The following is a 15814-nucleotide window of genomic DNA, read 5'->3' as shown; positions in this document are numbered from 1 at the left end:
GTCAGATCCGCTCGACGGGTTCCCGGGTGAACTCCGCCCAGGAGAGCGGGGTCAGCTGCCGCTCGGAGGCCTCGGCGGCCGGGGCCTGGTGCGAACGCACCCGGAGCCGGCGCCGGCCCGAGGCCGTGCGCCTCATCGCGCAGCCCCGGAACAGCGGTGTCAGGCCGCCCTCCGGGGTGATGACCTGGGCGGCCAGCCCCGACCTGGGGTCCAGTGCGGAGCCGAGTCCGACGACCGCGCCGCCCAGCGGGACCGCCGCCGGAACCCACTCGGCGGACACCTCCAGCTCGACGCGGGTGTCGGCCCGGCTGGACACCAGGATCACGGCGGGACCGGTCCGTACGACCTCGGTCACCACCACGTAGTCGCTCCGCCAGCGCTTGGCCGCCATCGATTCCCGGATGCCGGCCTCCAGGGCGGCCAGGTCGCTGATCCGCCGGGTCTCGCACCGTACGGCCTGGAAGAACGTCGATTTCGCGTGGTCGAAGGTGACCGTCAGCCGCAGGGCGGGGTCGACTCCGAGCACCCCGGGGAGCTGGGCCTCCGGGCTCACGGAGACGCGCACCTGTCCGGCCGAGGTGTAGGCGAAGGTGCTCTCCGGTCCCGCGGGGGACGCGGAGAAGGGGATCCCGAGCTCGGCCAGCGAGGTGACCGGCTCGAAGAGGTGCCCGCGCGCCGTGCCGATGTCCCCGAGGGCCAGCACGGTGTTCGGGGCCCAGGTGGCGAAGTAGTCGAAGTTCTGGTGCATTTCACGCGTGTACTGCTTGAAGACCGCTGTCATCGCCCGCCCACCGGTGTCGAGTTGGCCCGATCGTAGTGGCGAAAACCGGTCGAGGCGCCCGAGTTCCGCAAACCGCGCACATTCCCGCGAAAGCGTTCGGGACACGGGGCTGCAGCCGAGCGGAGGCGATCACTCCGGTCCTGCTGAGGGTGCGGGGGCCGGTTCCGGGGGGTCGGGGGCGGCCGTTAGGGTGAGTTGATCAATCATTTCAAGAAAGGCCACGCGGCTCCCAGTGTCCGAATCACGCCCCCACACCCTGTTCTCCTTCGGCACCCTGAGGGACGAGCGGGTGCAGACCGCTCTCTTCGGGCGAGCCGTGCCCACGTCCGCCGCGTCGCTGGCCGGCTACACCACCCGGCCCCTCCCCATCACCGACCCGGCCGTGATCGCCGCCAGCGGGCTCGACGTACACCTGATCCTGGAGCGCGAGCGGGGCTCCGCCGTCGAGGGCGCCGTCCTGCACCTCACCGACCAGGACCTGGCCGCGGCCGATGCGTACGAAGTCGACGACTACGCCCGCCGCCGGGTGGTCCTCACCACCGGGGAGAGCGCCTGGGCCTACCTCGACGCGGACCCGCTGCGCTCGGCCCAGCGGATCGTCATCGTGGGCGACAGCATCGCGTACGGACGCTGTGACCCGCGGGGAGGGTGGGCGGGCCACTTCGCGGCCGCCCACATCGCCGGGAACGAATCCGCACACCGCGTCTTCAACCTGGCCGTACCAGGCAGCTTCCTCACCGATGTCAGCGAGCAGACTCCCGCGCTGCTGGCTCCCCGCCTGCCCGACACGCTCCTCGTCGCCGCGGGCCTCAACGACTCCGCCGTGCCGCTCGCTTCCCCGCACGGTCCGCACACTCCGCGCGCCCCCTACGACGGGCCTGCGTACATCGCGGACCGCCTCGGCCCACTGGCCGCCACGGCCCTGGCCCACAATGCGCGACTCGTCGTCGTGGGACCGGCCTGGATCGACGAAACGCGCACCGGCGACTACGAGGGCCTGCGCTTCACGGAGGCGCGCGTACGGGAGCTGCGCGAGTCGATGCGGTCCTGGTGCGACGAACACCACGTCGACTTCCTCGACATGTGGGAGCCGCTGCGCGGGAGGACCGAACTGCTCGTCGACGGTGTCCACCCCACCGCCGAAGGGCACGAGGCCCTGTACCGGCACCTCGACATCCCCGGTCGCTGAGCCCGACCATGCACGAAGAACACCAGCACCAGCAGCAGGGCACGGCGTGAACGACTCGAACGGACTGGGCTTCTACCTGCCCGGAGCCCTGCTGCTCGCGGCAGCGGGCCTCAAGCTCCCCGCCCTGTGGCGCAACCCCCGCGACGAACTCCTGCGGTCCGTCCTGGTCCTCCTCGTGCTGGCCACCGCCGTGTTCGGCTTCACCGCGATACCCACCCTCGTCGCGGTCAACAGGCTCACGGGAGTGCCGAACGCCGCCGCACCGCTCGTGTTCTCGCTGCTCACGGCCTTCTCCGGGGCCAACATCGTGCTCATCTTCCGCTGGAGCAGCGGTCCGCGGGACGCGGAGCGCACCCGCCGGTGGTCCCGCATGTGCAACCTCGTGACCCTCACGGTCATCGCGGCCATCAACGTCCTCTTCGCGCTCGGCGAGGCCCCCGTCGAGCGCCTGCGCGATCTGGACACCTACTACGCGTGCACGCCGTACATCCGGGAGATGATCCTCCTCTACCTCGCGGCGCACACCACGGCGGCGGTCACCATGACGCTCCTGTGCCGGCGGTGGGCGCGCGAGGTCCGCGGCGCGCTGCGCGCGGGGCTGGGGCTGATCGCCTCCGGGTACGTACTGAACCTCCTCTACGACGTCGCGAAGTTCAGCGCGATCGGCGCGCGCTGGGCGGACGTCGACTGGGACGTCCTCAGCACCGAGGTCGCACCGGCCCTCGCTTCCGTGTCCGCGCTCCTGATCGCGACCGGGTTCGTCCTGCCGCTCGTCTCCCAGCACGTCACGAGCCAGTGGGGGATGTGGCGCCGGTACGCCCAGCTCCGCCCGTTGTCGCGGGAACTGCGGGGGGCGACACGGCACAGCATCACGCTGGCCGGCGGGCCGTGGACGCCGATCGAGATCCGGTTGACGCAGCGTGAATCGGACATCCACGACGGGATCCTCACGGTCAGCCCGTACCTGCGCGCCGGGGTACGGGAGAGGGCGCTGCGGGAGGAACTGGAGGCGGGCCGTCCGGCCGACGAGGCCGCCGCCGTGGCCGACGCGGTCGCTCTGGCGACGGCCGTCGTCCTCTGGGACCGCGCGCGCAGCACACCGGAAGACGCCGGGCCGGAGGCTGCGAGCCCGGTCCTGACCTCGCCGAACAGCCCGTCGGGTCTGGTGCGGATGTCCCGGGCCCTGGCCAAGTCGCCCGCCGTCCGCTCCTTCCGCCAGACGGCCTGACGGCGTGACGTCCTGACGGCATGACTGCCTGACGGCCTGACCGCCTGACGGAGGTCACGTACGGGACGACAGTGGCGGGAGAAGCGGTCAGGATCTGTCCGCACCCTGCGTCAAGCAGCCCGGTCAGCGCACGACGGGCACAGGCCGCGGTAGGTGACCTCGACCTTCGACACCGTGAAGCCGAACCGTTCCTCAGCGGGGAGGCCCGTCATCAGATCGCCCGTCGGGTGGACATCGCGGATGGTGCCGCAGCGGGAGCAGACCAGGTGGTGGTGCGGGTGGCGGGCGTTGGGGTCGTAGCGCTTGGCGCGGCCGTCCGTGGACAGCTCGACGACCTCCCCGAGGGTGACCAGCTCGCCCAGGGCGTTGTAGACGGTCGCCCGCGAGATCTCGGGTAGCCGTTCCACCGCGCGGGCATGCACCTCGTCGGCCGTGAGGTGCACGTGCTCCCCGTCGAGCACCTCCGCAACGACCCGCCGCTGGGAGGTCAGGCGCCAGCCGCGCTCTCGCAGTCGTCCCAGCAGGTCACTCATATCGGTCCACCCAATCAGGTCAGGCGGGATGCCCGGAGTTCAGGAAGGTGTCCGGATCCCTATCAGATATGCAACTGGTGCTCTTCTTGACTTGGATTGCGTCCATCGTAGGATCGGTTCGGTCGGCAGCCAACCCTCACCGCAGCCACGCCCGTACGACGCTTCCGCAGCCCCCTTTCCTTAGCAGCGTGATCCGCCCGGTTTGGAAGGATTCCCATGTCTGAGAACCATGATGCAAACGCCGTAGACGCGAAAACGGAGGCCGGAGGCGGGTGTCCCGTCGCGCACGAGCGCGCCGCGCACCCGACCCAGGGCGGCGGCAACCGCCAGTGGTGGCCCGAGCGGCTCAACCTCAAGATCCTCGCCAAGAACCCCGCCGTGGCCAACCCCATGGGCGAGGAGTTCGACTACGCCGAGGCGTTCAAGACCCTCGACCTCCCCGCGGTGAAGCGGGACATAGCCGAGGTGCTGACGAGCTCGCAGGACTGGTGGCCCGCCGACTTCGGCCACTACGGCCCGTTCATGATCCGTATGGCGTGGCACAGCGCCGGCACGTACCGGATCAGCGACGGCCGCGGCGGCGCCGGTGCCGGTCAGCAGCGCTTCGCCCCCCTCAACAGCTGGCCGGACAACGGGAACCTCGACAAGGCCCGCCGACTGCTGTGGCCGGTCAAGAAGAAGTACGGCCGGAGCATCTCGTGGGCCGACCTCATGATCCTCACCGGCAACGTGGCCCTGGAGTCGATGGGCTTCGAGACGTTCGGCTTCGCCGGCGGCCGCGCGGACGTCTGGGAGCCCGACGAGGACGTGTACTGGGGTCCCGAGACCACCTGGCTCGACGACGAGCGCTACACCGGCGACCGTGAGCTGGAGAATCCTCTCGGCGCCGTCCAGATGGGCCTCATCTACGTCAACCCGGAGGGTCCGAACGGGAACCCCGACCCGCTCGCCGCGGCCCGCGACATCCGCGAGACGTTCCGCCGGATGGCGATGAACGACGAGGAGACCGTCGCCCTGATCGCGGGTGGACACACGTTCGGCAAGACCCACGGCGCGGGCCCGGCGGAGAACGTCGGCGCCGACCCCGAGGGCGCTCCGATGGAGCTTCAGGGTCTCGGCTGGAGCAACAGCTTCGGCACCGGCAAGGGCGCCGACGCGATCACCAGTGGCCTTGAGGGCATCTGGACGGACACCCCGACCGCCTGGGACAACAGCTTCTTCCAGATCCTCTTCGGGTACGAGTGGGAGCTGTTCGAGAGCCCCGCCGGTGCGAATCAGTGGCGGCCGAAGGAGGGCGCCGGAGCCGGCACCGTCCCCGACGCGCACGACGCGTCGAAGACCCACGCGCCGACGATGCTGACGACCGACCTCTCGCTTCGCGTGGACCCGGCCTACGAACAGATCTCGCGGCGCTTCCTGGAGAACCCCGCCGAGTTCGCGGACGCGTTCGCCCGCGCGTGGTTCAAGCTGACCCACCGCGACATGGGCCCGATCGTGCGCTACCTCGGCCCGGAGGTCCCGTCCGAGACGCTCCTGTGGCAGGACCCGCTTCCCGCCGTGTCGCACGCGCTGGTCGACTCCGCGGACATCGCCTCGCTGAAGAGCCAGGTCCTCGCCTCGGACCTGTCGGTCTCCGAGCTCGTCTCCGTCGCGTGGGCCTCGGCCTCGTCCTTCCGCGGCAGCGACAAGCGCGGCGGTGCCAACGGCGCGCGCATCCGCCTCCAGCCGCAGGCCGGCTGGGAGGTCAACAACCCCGATCAGCTCGCGACGGTGCTCCGTACGCTGGAGGCAATCCGGGAGTCCTTCAACTCGGCGCAGAGCGGCGACAAGCAGGTCTCGATCGCCGACCTGATCGTCCTCGCCGGCGGCGCGGCCGTCGAACAGGCCGCCAAGAACGCCGGCTTCGACGTCGAGGTCCCCTTCACCCCGGGCCGCGCGGACGCGTCCCAGGAGCAGACGGACGTGGAGTCGTTCGCCGCGCTCGAGCCGGTCGCGGACGGCTTCCGCAACTACCTCGGGAAGGGCAACCGGCTGCCGGCCGAGTACCTGCTGGTCGACCGGGCGAACCTGCTGACGCTGAGCGCCCCCGAGATGACGGTCCTCGTCGGCGGGCTCCGCGTCCTGGGCGCGAACCACCAGCAGTCCTCGTACGGCGTGTTCACCGCGACCCCCGAGTCGCTGACGAACGACTTCTTCGCCAACCTGCTCGACCTGGGTACGACCTGGAAGGCCACGGCCCAGGACGCGAACACCTTCGAGGGCCGCGACGTCACGACGGGCGAGGTGAAGTGGACCGGGACCCGGGCCGACCTCGTCTTCGGGTCGAACTCCGAGCTGCGCGCCCTCGCGGAGGTCTACGCGAGCGATGACGCGAAGGAGAAGTTCGTGAAGGACTTCGTCGCCGCGTGGGGCAAGGTCATGGACCTGGACCGGTTCGACCTCGTCTGATCGTTCCGATCGTTCCGATCGTGACGTCCGGGCCGGTCGGCAGCCGTCTTCACGGCTGACCGCACCGGCCCGGACGCCGTCGGGACGGCCGCGCGTCGCGGCGCCGGCCCGAGCGCATGGCTGACGGTTCGTCCGCCGCCCGCAGGTCGCGCCGGGGGCGGAGGCCGGGTGGGGTCAAGATGTCGTTGTACGAGCCGTGAGGCGTGGCGCAACGAGCTGGGGGATGCCCGGTGGACCTGTTCCCGGCAATTCCGCTGTCGGAGTGGCGAGACTCGAAGGAGACACTGCACCGGTTCGCCCAGATCGTCGGCAAGATCCGGCTGGCGAGCAGCGTACGGCGCAACCACTGGTGGAATGTGCCGTTCCATGTCACGGGGCGGGGTATGACGACCCGCCCGATGGGCGGGATCGACGGCGATCCGGTCTTCACGATCGACTTCGATTTCGTCGACCACTGGCTGACCGTGTCCTGTCTCGACGGCTCGACCACCTCGTTCCCGCTCCTCGGGCAGTCGGTGGCGTCCTTCTACCGTGAGGCGCTCGCCGCTCTGGACCGGATCGGTGTGGCGGTGATCCTCGCGCACCCCCATCCGTACATGCTGTCCGACGCGCACCGGCCGTTCGCCGAGGACACGGAGCACGCCTCCTACGACCCGTTCTGGGTCAACCGGCACTGGCAGGTGCTCAGCCAGGTCAATCTGGTGCTGGAGGAGTTCGCTTCCGGTTTCTCCGGGAAGGTCAGCCCGGTGCACCTGTTCTGGCACTCGTACGACATCGCGGTCACCCGGTTCTCCGACCGCGCCGTCACGCTGGGGCCCGACGTAGACCCGGTGACCCGGGAAGCCTATTCGCGCGAGGTCATCAGCTGCGGCTTCTGGTTCGGCGACGACGACTCCCCGCGGCCGGCCTTCTACGCGTACGCCGCGCCGGAGCCGGCGGGCCTGGCCGAGCAGCCGCTGCGGCCGGCGGCAGCGCACTGGACCGAGCGGGGCACCGGGCGCCTGGCCACCCTGGACTACGACGATGTCCGCGGCAGCGCGCACCCCCGGCAGGCCGTCCTCGATTTCTACGGATCCCTCTACCGGTCCGCGGCCGCCCTGGACGGCTGGGACGTCGAGCGCCTGGCCTCCCCGGGCGGCGTCACCGATCCGCTGGCCCGGGGAGACGCTCCGACAGCAGGGGCCTCGTGACGGACGAGTTCGTCCGCACGGCCACGCGGCCGGCAGTGTTATTTCCTTGATTTTCCGGGTGATCGCGGCGAGCATCTCAAGGCGCTCTTCCGGCGGCAGGCGGCGGGTGGCGATCCAAGGGGGGACCCCCTCGTCAACGTCCTGCGGCTGTGTACTCTGAGCACGCTTTCGAACCTGTTCAAGCGTTTACCGACAATGGGGGGGCCGGTGCGCAATCGCCGACTCGTAATGTCCGCTGCCGTCGTGGCAGCCAGTGTGGGTCTCATACCGGGCGTGGCCCAGGCGGCTCCGGGCACGCCCGGCGCGGCCGGCCCGCACGGGCTCTCCGCACCCGACGTGGACCTGAACAAGGTCGCGGCGTCGAACTTCACCACCGTGAAGAGCCCTGCCGAGCGTACGGTCCACACCCCGTCCGCCGCCAAGGGCAACGGCAAGGCCGACGCCTCCGCGCAGGCCGAGGGCAGCGCCGCCGCGGAGCCGACGGTCGGCCTGGCCGCCAAGGGCACCAGCGCGCGCGGCATCAGCCTGGACCTCGCCGTCACGAGCGACCCGGGCACCGCGCTCTCGGTCAACGTCGCCTGGGGGGACGGCACCAGCGTCACCTACGGTGCCAACGGGCCGACCAACTCGACCGAGACGCACTCCTACGCGGAGATCGGCTCGTACACGATCAAGGTCACCCTGTCCGACGGTACCGGTGTGCGCGGCGTCAACGAGCTGGCCGTCGTGACGCCCGGCTCCGACTTCACTCCGTACGCGCCCACCCGCCTGCTGGACACGCGCAACGGCACGGGTGCGCCGCAGGGCAAGGTCGCCCCGTACGCCACCACCCGGGTCAAGATCTCCGGCAACGGCGCGATCCCCGCCGGGGTCACGGCCGTGGTGCTCAACGTCACCGCCACCAACACCACCAGCGGCGGCCACGTCACCGTCTTCCCCGAGGGCAGCGACCGCCCGACCACGTCGAACGTCAACTTCTCCGCCGGCCAGACCGTCCCGAACCTGGTGATCGTGCCGGTCAACAAGAACGGCTACGTCGACCTCTACAACGGCGGCTGGGAGCCGGTCGACCTCATCGCCGACATCACCGGCTACTTCACCCGCACCTCCTCCAGCGGCTACACCCCGCTGAGCCCCTCGCGCTTCCTCGACACCCGCGAGGGCCAGGGCCAGGTCGCCGGCCAGGGCACCACCGGGGTCCCGATCACCGGCCGGAACGGCATTCCGTACAACGCCACGGCCGTCGCGCTGAACGTGACCATCACCAACCCGCGCGAGGACGGCCACCTGACCGTCTACCCGAGCGGCGGGGCGGCCCCGAGCACGTCCAACCTGAACTTCCGCGGTGGCCAGACCGTCGCCAACTCGGTCATCGTGCCGATCGGCGCCGACGGCTCGATCAAGATCCGCAACGGCGCCTGGAAGGGCACCGACGTCATCGTCGACGTGGTCGGCTACTACAGCAAGGACAGCCAGGGCGCCTACCTGCCGTTCCTGCCGGAGCGGCTGCTCGACACCCGCGACCCCGCGGACTCGGTGTACGGCCCGCTGGGCGGCCAGGGCTACATCTACATGCCGCTGTCCAGCTCGCGTCCGCAGAACACGGCGTACGTGCTGAACACGACGGTCACCAACACCCGGGGCGACGGCTACCTCACGGTGTCCCCGGACCCGAACTCGCTGGCCGCCTACGACAACAACTGGGCGACCTGGCCGACGCCGCCCAACTCGTCCAACCTGAACTGGAAGCGGGGCGACACCGTCCCGAACCTGGTCCAGGCGGGCATGGGCTACAACGGCATCGTCGACGTCTGGAACCGCGGCTGGGACGACATCGACCTGGTCGTCGACATCTTCGGCGTCTACCAGACGAACTGACCCACCGCCGGCTCGCGGCCGCTTCCCGACCGCGTGGCGCATGGCAAGCCCTGTTCGGCCCGGAACCCCTGCTGGGGTTCCGGGCCGTTCCGTTGCCCCGTCGTCCTCGTCACGGGTTCGGCCCCGGGGCCCGCGACCCGCCCGCTACCAGGGCAGCTCCCGTACCTGCTGTACGCACAGCACCACGAACAGCAGTCCGGCGGCGGCCAGCATCACGTTGCTCAGCAGCCCGTTGCGCCAGTCGGCCGGTGTGCGCGAGCTGTTGAGCAGCCACAGCAGGGTGAGGGCCAGGAACGGCATGAAGAACGCGCCGATGACCCCGTACACGATGACGAGCCCGAACGGCTGGTCGAGGAAGAGCAGGCTGATGGGCGGGAAGGTGAGCCAGAGCAGGTAGGCCCGGAAGGGGAGGGACTTCTCGCGGCTCGTGCCGGCCGGGGCCAGGGAGGGGCGGTACTTCGTCACGAAGTCGGCGAACATCAGGCTCACGCCGTGCCACACGCCGATCAGGGAGGTGAAGGAGGTGGCGAAGAACCCGACGAGGAAGAGCTTGGCGGTCGGTGTTCCGTAGCGGTCCGCCAGGATGTCGGTGAGGTCGAGCAGCCCGCGGTCGCCCTTCGCGATCGCCACCCCGGAGGAGTGCAGCAGCTCCGCGCCCACGAAGAGCATGGCCACGACGAAGATGCCGGTGGTGAGGTACGCGACCCGGTTGTCGAGGCGCATCACCTTCATCCAGCCCGCGTTCGTCCAGCCCTTGGCGTTGACCCAGTAGCCGTACGCGGCGAGCGTGATGGTGCCGCCCACACCTCCGACGAGGCCGAGCGTGTAGATCAGCGAACCGTCCGGGAGGACGGGCGCGAGGCCGGCGAGGGCGGCGCCGAGGTGCGGCGTGACCCGGACCGCGAGGTACACGGTGACCAGGAACATGACGCCGACCAGGACGGTCATGACCTTCTCGAAGACGGCGTACCGGTTGAACCAGACGAAGACCAGGCCCGCCAGCCCGCACAGGACGGCCCAGGCCTTGAGGTCCATCGTGTCCGGGAAGAGGGCGGCGAGCGGGAGGGCGCTGGAGGACATCGCGGCGGCGCCGTAGACGAAGCCCCAGACGACGACGTACCCGGCGAAGTAGACCGTGGTCCAGGAGCCGAGGCTGCGCCAGCCGTCGAAGAGCGTGCGTCCGGTGGCGAGGTGCCAGCGGCCGGCGGCCTCCGCGAGGGAGATCTTCACCAGGCAGCCGATCACCGCCGCCCACAACAGCGTGTAGCCGAACTTGCTGCCCGCGATGAGCGTGGCCACGAGGTCTCCGGCACCCACGCCGGTCGCGGCGACGACGATGCCGGGTCCGATGTGGCGCCAGCTCGCCTTGCGCGGGAGGTCGTTCTCGCTCTCCTCCGTGCCGGTCTGGAGGGTGTCCGCCATTCGTCCGCCTGCCGCCTTCCCGTGCTCGCCCGCCTGGCCCGCCCGCCCCGGTGACCCGTGCCCCGGTGCCCCGGCGCGCCCCGGTCACCCAAGCGGCTCGGCGGTGGACGCGCAAGAGGCCCTCCCCGGCCGGGCCCCGGCCGGGCCCCCGGACAGACCACGCGCCTCGCGCGGCGCCGCCGGGTGCATGACGATGCGTACATGGCCCAGGACAGTGCCGGCGGCGGCGCAGCAGGCGCGGAGATCCCGAACGCGGAGCTCAAACACAACGCGATCGGGTTCCTCGACGCGCTCGTCATCGGCCTGAACTCCACCTCGCCCGCCTATTCGCTGGCCGCCGTCATCGGGCCGATCGTGGCGCTGGTCGGGATCTACGCGCCGGGTGTGATGCTGGCGTCGTTCGTCCCGATGCTGTTGATCGCCGCCGCCTTCTACTACCTCAACAAGGTCGACCAGGACTGCGGGACGACGTTCTCGTGGGTGACGCGGGCCATGGGCCCCTGGGCCGGCTGGCTCGGCGGCTGGGCGATCACCATGACCGGCGTCCTGGTCATCGGCTCGCTGGCCGACGTCGCCGTCCAATTCGGCCTGCTCGCCGCCGGCCTCGACGGCTGGGCCGCGAACCCGGTGATCCGCCAGACCCTCGCCGTCGTGGTGATCCTCGCCATGACCGCGATCTGTGTCATCGGCACCGAGCTGTCGGCCCACCTCCAGGACATCCTCATCCTCGCCCAGGTCTTCTTCCTCCTGGCCTTCGCGGTGGTCGCCTTCTACCGCGTGTACGCCGGCACCAGCACCCTCGACTCCATCGAGCCCTCCCTCTCCTGGCTCAACCCCTTCGGTGCCGGCGGCGCCGCCCTCACCGGCGGCCTGCTGCTCGGCGTGTTCATCTACTGGGGCTGGGAGTCGGCGGTGAACCTCACCGAGGAGGTGAAGGACTCCGCCACCGCGCCGGGCAAGGCCGGAATCTGGTCGACCGTGGTGCTCCTGGTGACCTACCTGGCCGTCGGCTTCGCCGTCGTCGCGTACGCCGGAACCGCGTTCCTCGCCGAGAACGCGGGCGAGGAAGAGGCCATCTTCGCGGTGCTCGCGCACGAGGTGATGGGAGGCTGGGACTGGGTCGTGCTCCTCGCCGTCTGCACCTCCGCCCTGGCCTCGACCCAGACCACGATCATCCCGGCCTCCCGGACGGCGCTGTCGATGGCCCGCCGGCACGCGCTGCCGCCGCCGCTCGCGCACATCCACCCGCGGTTCCGGACCCCGGACGTGAGTACCTGGTGGGTCGCCGCCATCGCCATCGCCTGGTACCTCGCCGTCAACCAGATCAGCGAGAACGCCCTCCTGGACTCGCTGACGGCGCTCTCCCTGCTCATCGCCTTCTACTACGCGCTGACCGGGGTGGCCTGCGCCGTCTACTACCGCCGCCACCTGCTGGAGAACCTGCACAACTTCCTGCTCATCGGCCTCGGGCCGGTGGTCGGGGCGGGTCTGCTGGCCTGGCTGCTGGAGGAGTCCATCAGCGACATGTCGAATCCGGAGAACTCGGCCAGCGGGGTCTCCTGGTTCGGTCTCGGCCCGCCGCTGGTGATCGGGATCGGGATCGCCGTGGTCGGCGTGCTGATCATGTGCTTCTGGCGGGTGCACGACGGCAGGTTCTGGCGGGAGCGGCGGGGCGTGGTCGACCCGGCACTCGTCCACGGCAAGAAGCCGTAGCCGACCGGCGGCCCGTACGGCCCGTGCTGCGCGTGCGGCCCTCGCGGAACGGAATTCCCGAAGGAGTCCCTGATGTCTGTGGTCCTGGGGTACGACGAGTCGCCCGGCGCGGAGCGGGCCCTGCACGTGGCGCTCGAGGTCGCGACCGCCTTCGGCGAACCGCTCGTCCTCGTCTACGGAGCCGCCGCGCCCGGCGCTGCCGCCGGCGAGGAGTACCGGGCCCACCGGGAAGCCGTCCGCCAGGCGGGGCGCAGCGCCCTGGCCCGCGCCGTCGAGGCCGCCGACGAGGCCGGCGTCCCGTCGACGGTCGAGGTGGTCGACGAGAAACCGGCCCAGGCCCTGCTCGACGCCGCGGAACGCCACCGGGCCCGGGTCATCATCGTCGGCAGCTGGGGTGACAGCCCGATCCGCGGCGCCCTGCTGGGCTCCACCCCGCACAAGCTGCTGCACCTGTCGCAGGTGCCGGTGCTGTGCGTGCCGACGGCGGGCGACGTCGCGCCGTAGCGGGTGCGGAACCAGGCGCCGAGGACCGCTGCGGGCCCCTTCACTCGGCGAGGGCGGCCGCGGCCGCTTCGACGAAGTCCCGGACGAGTTGCGAGGAACGGCCCGCGCTCCAGGCGAGGCAGACCTGGCTGTCCGCGATGTCCTCGATCGGTACGTGGACCACGTCGGGGCGGGTGTAGAAGGTCACGACCGACACGGGCAGGACCAGAATCCCCTCCCCCGCGGCCACGTACTCCAGTTTCTCCTCGACCGTGTTCGCCACCAGGCGCGGGCGCGAACGCCGCTGCTCCGTGAGGCGCTCCGGCAGATCCCGCCACTCCGGCACCGCGTCCGGGTCCTGCAGCAGTTGTTCCGCGGCGAGTTCGGCGATGCCGACGGACGCCTTGCCCGCCAGGCGGTGGTCGGCCGGGAGCACCGCGACTCGCGGTTCCGCGAACAGCGGTCGCAGCCGCAGGCCCTGCCGGTCGACGGGCATGCGGACGAAGCACACGTCCACCCGGCCGTCGAGCACCACCCGGGTCTGCTCGTCCCAGGAGGTACGGACCACGTCCAGGGCGAGGTCGGGATGGCGCGCCGCCATGGCCCGTACGGCCGCGGTGACGGTCACGCCCGGCATGAACCCCACCGTGAAGCGGAGTTGCCCGCCCGCCGCTTCCGCCACGCGCCGGCGCACCGCCTCGGCCGCGGCGAGCAGGGCCGGCGCGTCCTCCAGGAGCCGGCTGCCCGCGGCGGTCAGTTCCGTGGCCCTGCGGTCCCGGCGGAACAACTGCGCCCGCAGCTCCTTCTCCAGGGCCCGGATCTGCCGCGACAGCACCGGCTGCGCGATGTGCAGCCGCTCGGCGGCGCGCCCGAAGTGCAGTTCCTCGGCCACGGCCACGAAGTACCGGAGCTTCCTCAGATCGACGTCCACCCCGCCGTTATACCCGAGAAGTCCGTCCGGCCCTGGCCCATCCCCTGATACCCGGAGGGTATGACAGCAGGCCGGACAGGTCTTGGACGCCGCCCCAGGGCAGGGGGCAGCATCGGAAGAGCCACCGCAGGCTCCACCCGTCCGTACTCAGCACCGAGAAGGTCGTCCATGAACACCTCACTTTCCGGCCGCCGTGTCGTCGTCCTCGGCGGCACGTCGGGCATCGGCCTCGCCACCGCTTCGCTGGCCGCACGGCACGGCGCCCAGGTGGTCACCGTATCGAGCAGCACCGACAGCGCCGCCCGCGCGCTCGCCGCCCTCCCGGCCGGCACGTCGGCAGAAGTGGCGGACCTGCGCGACCCCGCGCAGATCGCGGCGGTCTTCGAGCGGGTGGGCGCATTCGACCACCTCGTGTTCACCGCCGGGGAACCCCTCGCCCTGATGCGGCTCGACGAGCTGGACATCGATGCGGCGCGGGAGTTCTTCGCCCTGCGCTACTTCGGCGCCCTCGGCGCGGTGGCCGCAGCCGCTCCCCTGCTGCGGCCGGGCGGCTCGGTGGTCCTCACCAGCGGCACCGCGAGCAGCCGGCCCGGACCCGGCTGGGCCGTCGCGGCGAGCATCTGCGGCGCCGTCGAGGCCCTGGTCAGGGGCCTGGCCGTGGAACTCGCCCCGATCCGGGTCAACGCCGTATCGGCGGGGGTGGTGCGCTCGCCGCTCTGGTCGCGGATCGAACCCGCCGAGCGCGAGCGGATGTACGAGCAGACCGGCGCTAACCTTCCGCTGGGCCGCGTGGGCGAAGTCGCGGAGGTCGCCGAGGCCTACGTCTACCTGCTCCGGCAGTCGTACGCCACCGGCACCGTGGTGACCGTCGACGGTGGGACCGCCCTGGCCTGACCGGGCTCACGCCGTGGCTTCGAGCAGCCCCGCGTCCATCAGGTGCTCGGCCCAGGCCCCGGTTCGGCGGACGGCTACATCCCGTTCGGCTGGAGGACCGAGATGATGTTGCCTGCCGGATCCTTGAACCAGGCGATCGCGGGACCGGGCGTCTCCCGGGCGATTCCCTTCGCGTCCTGGTCGAACGCCTCGTACCGCTCGAACGACACACCGCGTGCGGCCAGTTCGTCGACGGCCCGGTCGATGTCGTCCACCGGGAAGTTCAACACCGTGAAGGTGGCGGGCTCGTGGTTCTCCTTCGGGTACAGCATCACATCGGTGTCCCCTGCCAGGTGCAGGGTCAACAGACCGTTGTTCTCGGACACCCGCAAGCCGAGCGTCTCGCCGTAGAAGCCCTTGGCGCCCTCGATGTCGTCCACCGAGTAGCCGCTGAATCCCTTGCTGTCTCCCAGCATGGTGGCTGTCCTCCGTTCGCCGCAGCTCATCCGGCATCGGCCCCCTGGCTCCAGTGTCCCCCCGAACGCACCCGGTCGCCCGGCGGCCCGCTGCCGGGCTCGGTGAGCCCGGCAGCGGACTCGACCGATCAGGCGAGGGAGATCTTGTCGCCCTCCACGGCTATCTTCGCCGCCGCCAGCGGCCGCGTGGCGGGTCCGCCGGCGACCGTGCCGTCCGAGATCTTGAACAGGCTCTGGTGGCACGGGCAGACGATGTTCCCGTCCTTCACCGTCGCCACCGAGCAGCCCTGATGGGTGCAGGTCGCGGAGAAGGCCTTGAACTGCCCGGCCATCGGCTGCGTGACCACCACCTTCTGGTCCTTGAACACCTTGCCGCCGCCGACCGGGATGTCAGACGTCTGCGCGAGTGCCTGCCCGCCGCCACCGCCGGCCGCGGCGCCCGCCGAGGGTTGGGCCTGTGCGTCACCGGGTGCGGAACCGGGTGCGTTGTCGGCTGCCGCCTCGGTGCCGCCGTCGTTGCCGCAGCCGCTCAGCACGGTGCCTGCCAGCGTGGCGGCGCCCGCCGCGAGAACCGTGCGCCGACGCGTGGTGTCGCCCATTGCCGTATCTCCTTCTCGTACCGGAAGCGGACCGGAGCATCCCTTGCCACCCCAGCCTCAGCAGGAACAC

Annotated in this window: 14 protein-coding genes; 8 read left to right on the top strand and 6 right to left on the bottom strand. The window is 70.9% G+C overall.

Annotated features, from left to right (window positions below; translation table 11 throughout):
- Window position 1 precedes the first annotated feature (1 nt).
- Entirely contained in the window at window positions 2–781 is a 780-nt protein-coding gene (locus IF02_RS0110990; RefSeq protein ID WP_030155770.1) for a hypothetical protein, read from the bottom strand.
- Between the two features lie 232 nt (window positions 782–1013).
- Between IF02_RS0110990 and IF02_RS0110985 the strand changes: the two genes are divergently transcribed.
- Both IF02_RS0110985 and IF02_RS0110980 read left to right on the top strand, forming a co-directional pair.
- On the top strand, window positions 1014–1970 hold the full coding sequence (locus tag IF02_RS0110985) for a GDSL-type esterase/lipase family protein (protein WP_030155768.1): 957 nt from the start codon (window positions 1014–1016) through the stop codon (window positions 1968–1970).
- Window positions 1971–2016: 46 nt separating this feature from the next.
- The gene (locus IF02_RS0110980; protein WP_030155766.1) at window positions 2017–3198 is read left to right on the top strand and encodes an MAB_1171c family putative transporter; all 1182 of its coding nucleotides are present in this window, start codon (window positions 2017–2019) and stop codon (window positions 3196–3198) included.
- A gap of 110 nt (window positions 3199–3308) precedes the next feature.
- Here the strand turns inward: IF02_RS0110980 and IF02_RS0110975 are convergent, their stop codons facing one another.
- Window positions 3309–3731, bottom strand: coding sequence for a Fur family transcriptional regulator (locus IF02_RS0110975; RefSeq protein ID WP_030155764.1), 423 nt, complete (start codon window positions 3729–3731; stop codon window positions 3309–3311).
- Window positions 3732–3947: 216 nt separating this feature from the next.
- On the opposite strand from IF02_RS0110975, the gene katG reads away from it, so the two are divergent.
- The 3 genes from katG (at window position 3948) to IF02_RS33635 (ending at window position 9247) form a co-directional block, all read left to right on the top strand.
- Entirely contained in the window at window positions 3948–6179 is a 2232-nt protein-coding gene (gene katG / locus IF02_RS0110970) for a catalase/peroxidase HPI (protein ID WP_030155763.1), read from the top strand.
- A 230-nt stretch (window positions 6180–6409) separates the two neighbouring features.
- Window positions 6410–7369: a DUF5996 family protein gene (locus IF02_RS0110965; protein WP_030155761.1), complete on the top strand. Its 960-nt coding sequence runs from the start codon at window positions 6410–6412 to the stop codon at window positions 7367–7369.
- A gap of 243 nt (window positions 7370–7612) precedes the next feature.
- Window positions 7613–9247, top strand: coding sequence for a hypothetical protein (locus IF02_RS33635; protein ID WP_158708484.1), 1635 nt, complete (start codon window positions 7613–7615; stop codon window positions 9245–9247).
- A 144-nt stretch (window positions 9248–9391) separates the two neighbouring features.
- Here IF02_RS33635 and IF02_RS0110955 read toward each other — a convergent pair whose 3' ends face one another.
- Window positions 9392–10669, bottom strand: a complete 1278-nt coding sequence (locus IF02_RS0110955; protein WP_030155757.1) for an Nramp family divalent metal transporter — start codon at window positions 10667–10669, stop codon at window positions 9392–9394.
- 201 nt (window positions 10670–10870) lie between these two features.
- Here IF02_RS0110955 and IF02_RS0110950 point away from each other — a divergent pair, with 201 nt between their 5' ends.
- A complete protein-coding gene (locus IF02_RS0110950) occupies window positions 10871–12382 on the top strand; it encodes an APC family permease (protein WP_030155755.1) in 1512 nt (503 codons plus the stop codon).
- A gap of 72 nt (window positions 12383–12454) precedes the next feature.
- Window positions 12455–12886: a universal stress protein gene (locus IF02_RS0110945; protein WP_030155753.1), complete on the top strand. Its 432-nt coding sequence runs from the start codon at window positions 12455–12457 to the stop codon at window positions 12884–12886.
- A 40-nt stretch (window positions 12887–12926) separates the two neighbouring features.
- On the opposite strand, the gene IF02_RS0110940 is transcribed toward IF02_RS0110945, so the two are convergent.
- Window positions 12927–13796: a LysR family transcriptional regulator gene (locus tag IF02_RS0110940; RefSeq protein ID WP_030155751.1), complete on the bottom strand. Its 870-nt coding sequence runs from the start codon at window positions 13794–13796 to the stop codon at window positions 12927–12929.
- A gap of 168 nt (window positions 13797–13964) precedes the next feature.
- On the opposite strand from IF02_RS0110940, the gene IF02_RS0110935 reads away from it, so the two are divergent.
- On the top strand, window positions 13965–14690 hold the full coding sequence (locus IF02_RS0110935) for an SDR family oxidoreductase (RefSeq protein WP_030155749.1): 726 nt from the start codon (window positions 13965–13967) through the stop codon (window positions 14688–14690).
- Between the two features lie 74 nt (window positions 14691–14764).
- Here the strand turns inward: IF02_RS0110935 and IF02_RS0110930 are convergent, their stop codons facing one another.
- Both IF02_RS0110930 and IF02_RS0110925 read right to left on the bottom strand, forming a co-directional pair.
- Window positions 14765–15145 (bottom strand): VOC family protein, encoded by a 381-nt coding sequence (locus IF02_RS0110930; protein ID WP_030155747.1) that lies wholly within the window; start codon window positions 15143–15145, stop codon window positions 14765–14767.
- Window positions 15146–15273: 128 nt separating this feature from the next.
- Complete coding sequence (locus IF02_RS0110925; RefSeq protein ID WP_030155745.1) at window positions 15274–15744, bottom strand: Rieske (2Fe-2S) protein; 471 nt, start codon at window positions 15742–15744, stop codon at window positions 15274–15276.
- Window positions 15745–15814: the final 70 nt, after the last annotated feature.

This window comes from Streptomyces sp. NRRL S-244 (genome assembly GCF_000717915.1).
GTDB lineage: Bacteria > Actinomycetota > Actinomycetes > Streptomycetales > Streptomycetaceae > Streptomyces.
Note: the sequence above shows the minus strand (reverse complement) of the source record. Positions and strands in the feature narration are given on the sequence as shown.

What these genes read in the sequence shown, in the direction of transcription:
- IF02_RS0110930 (WP_030155747.1), bottom strand. Translation starts at nt 15,145, where the DNA reads ATGCTGGGAGACAGCAAGGGATTCAGCGGCTACTCGGTGGACGACATC.
- IF02_RS0110945 (WP_030155753.1), top strand. Translation starts at nt 12,455, where the DNA reads ATGTCTGTGGTCCTGGGGTACGACGAGTCGCCCGGCGCGGAGCGGGCC.
- IF02_RS0110935 (WP_030155749.1), top strand. Translation starts at nt 13,965, where the DNA reads ATGAACACCTCACTTTCCGGCCGCCGTGTCGTCGTCCTCGGCGGCACG.
- IF02_RS0110990 (WP_030155770.1), bottom strand. Translation starts at nt 781, where the DNA reads ATGACAGCGGTCTTCAAGCAGTACACGCGTGAAATGCACCAGAACTTC.
- IF02_RS0110950 (WP_030155755.1), top strand. Translation starts at nt 10,871, where the DNA reads ATGGCCCAGGACAGTGCCGGCGGCGGCGCAGCAGGCGCGGAGATCCCG.
- IF02_RS0110955 (WP_030155757.1), bottom strand. Translation starts at nt 10,669, where the DNA reads ATGGCGGACACCCTCCAGACCGGCACGGAGGAGAGCGAGAACGACCTC.
- IF02_RS0110975 (WP_030155764.1), bottom strand. Translation starts at nt 3,731, where the DNA reads ATGAGTGACCTGCTGGGACGACTGCGAGAGCGCGGCTGGCGCCTGACC.
- katG (WP_030155763.1), top strand. Translation starts at nt 3,948, where the DNA reads ATGTCTGAGAACCATGATGCAAACGCCGTAGACGCGAAAACGGAGGCC.
- IF02_RS0110925 (WP_030155745.1), bottom strand. Translation starts at nt 15,744, where the DNA reads ATGGGCGACACCACGCGTCGGCGCACGGTTCTCGCGGCGGGCGCCGCC.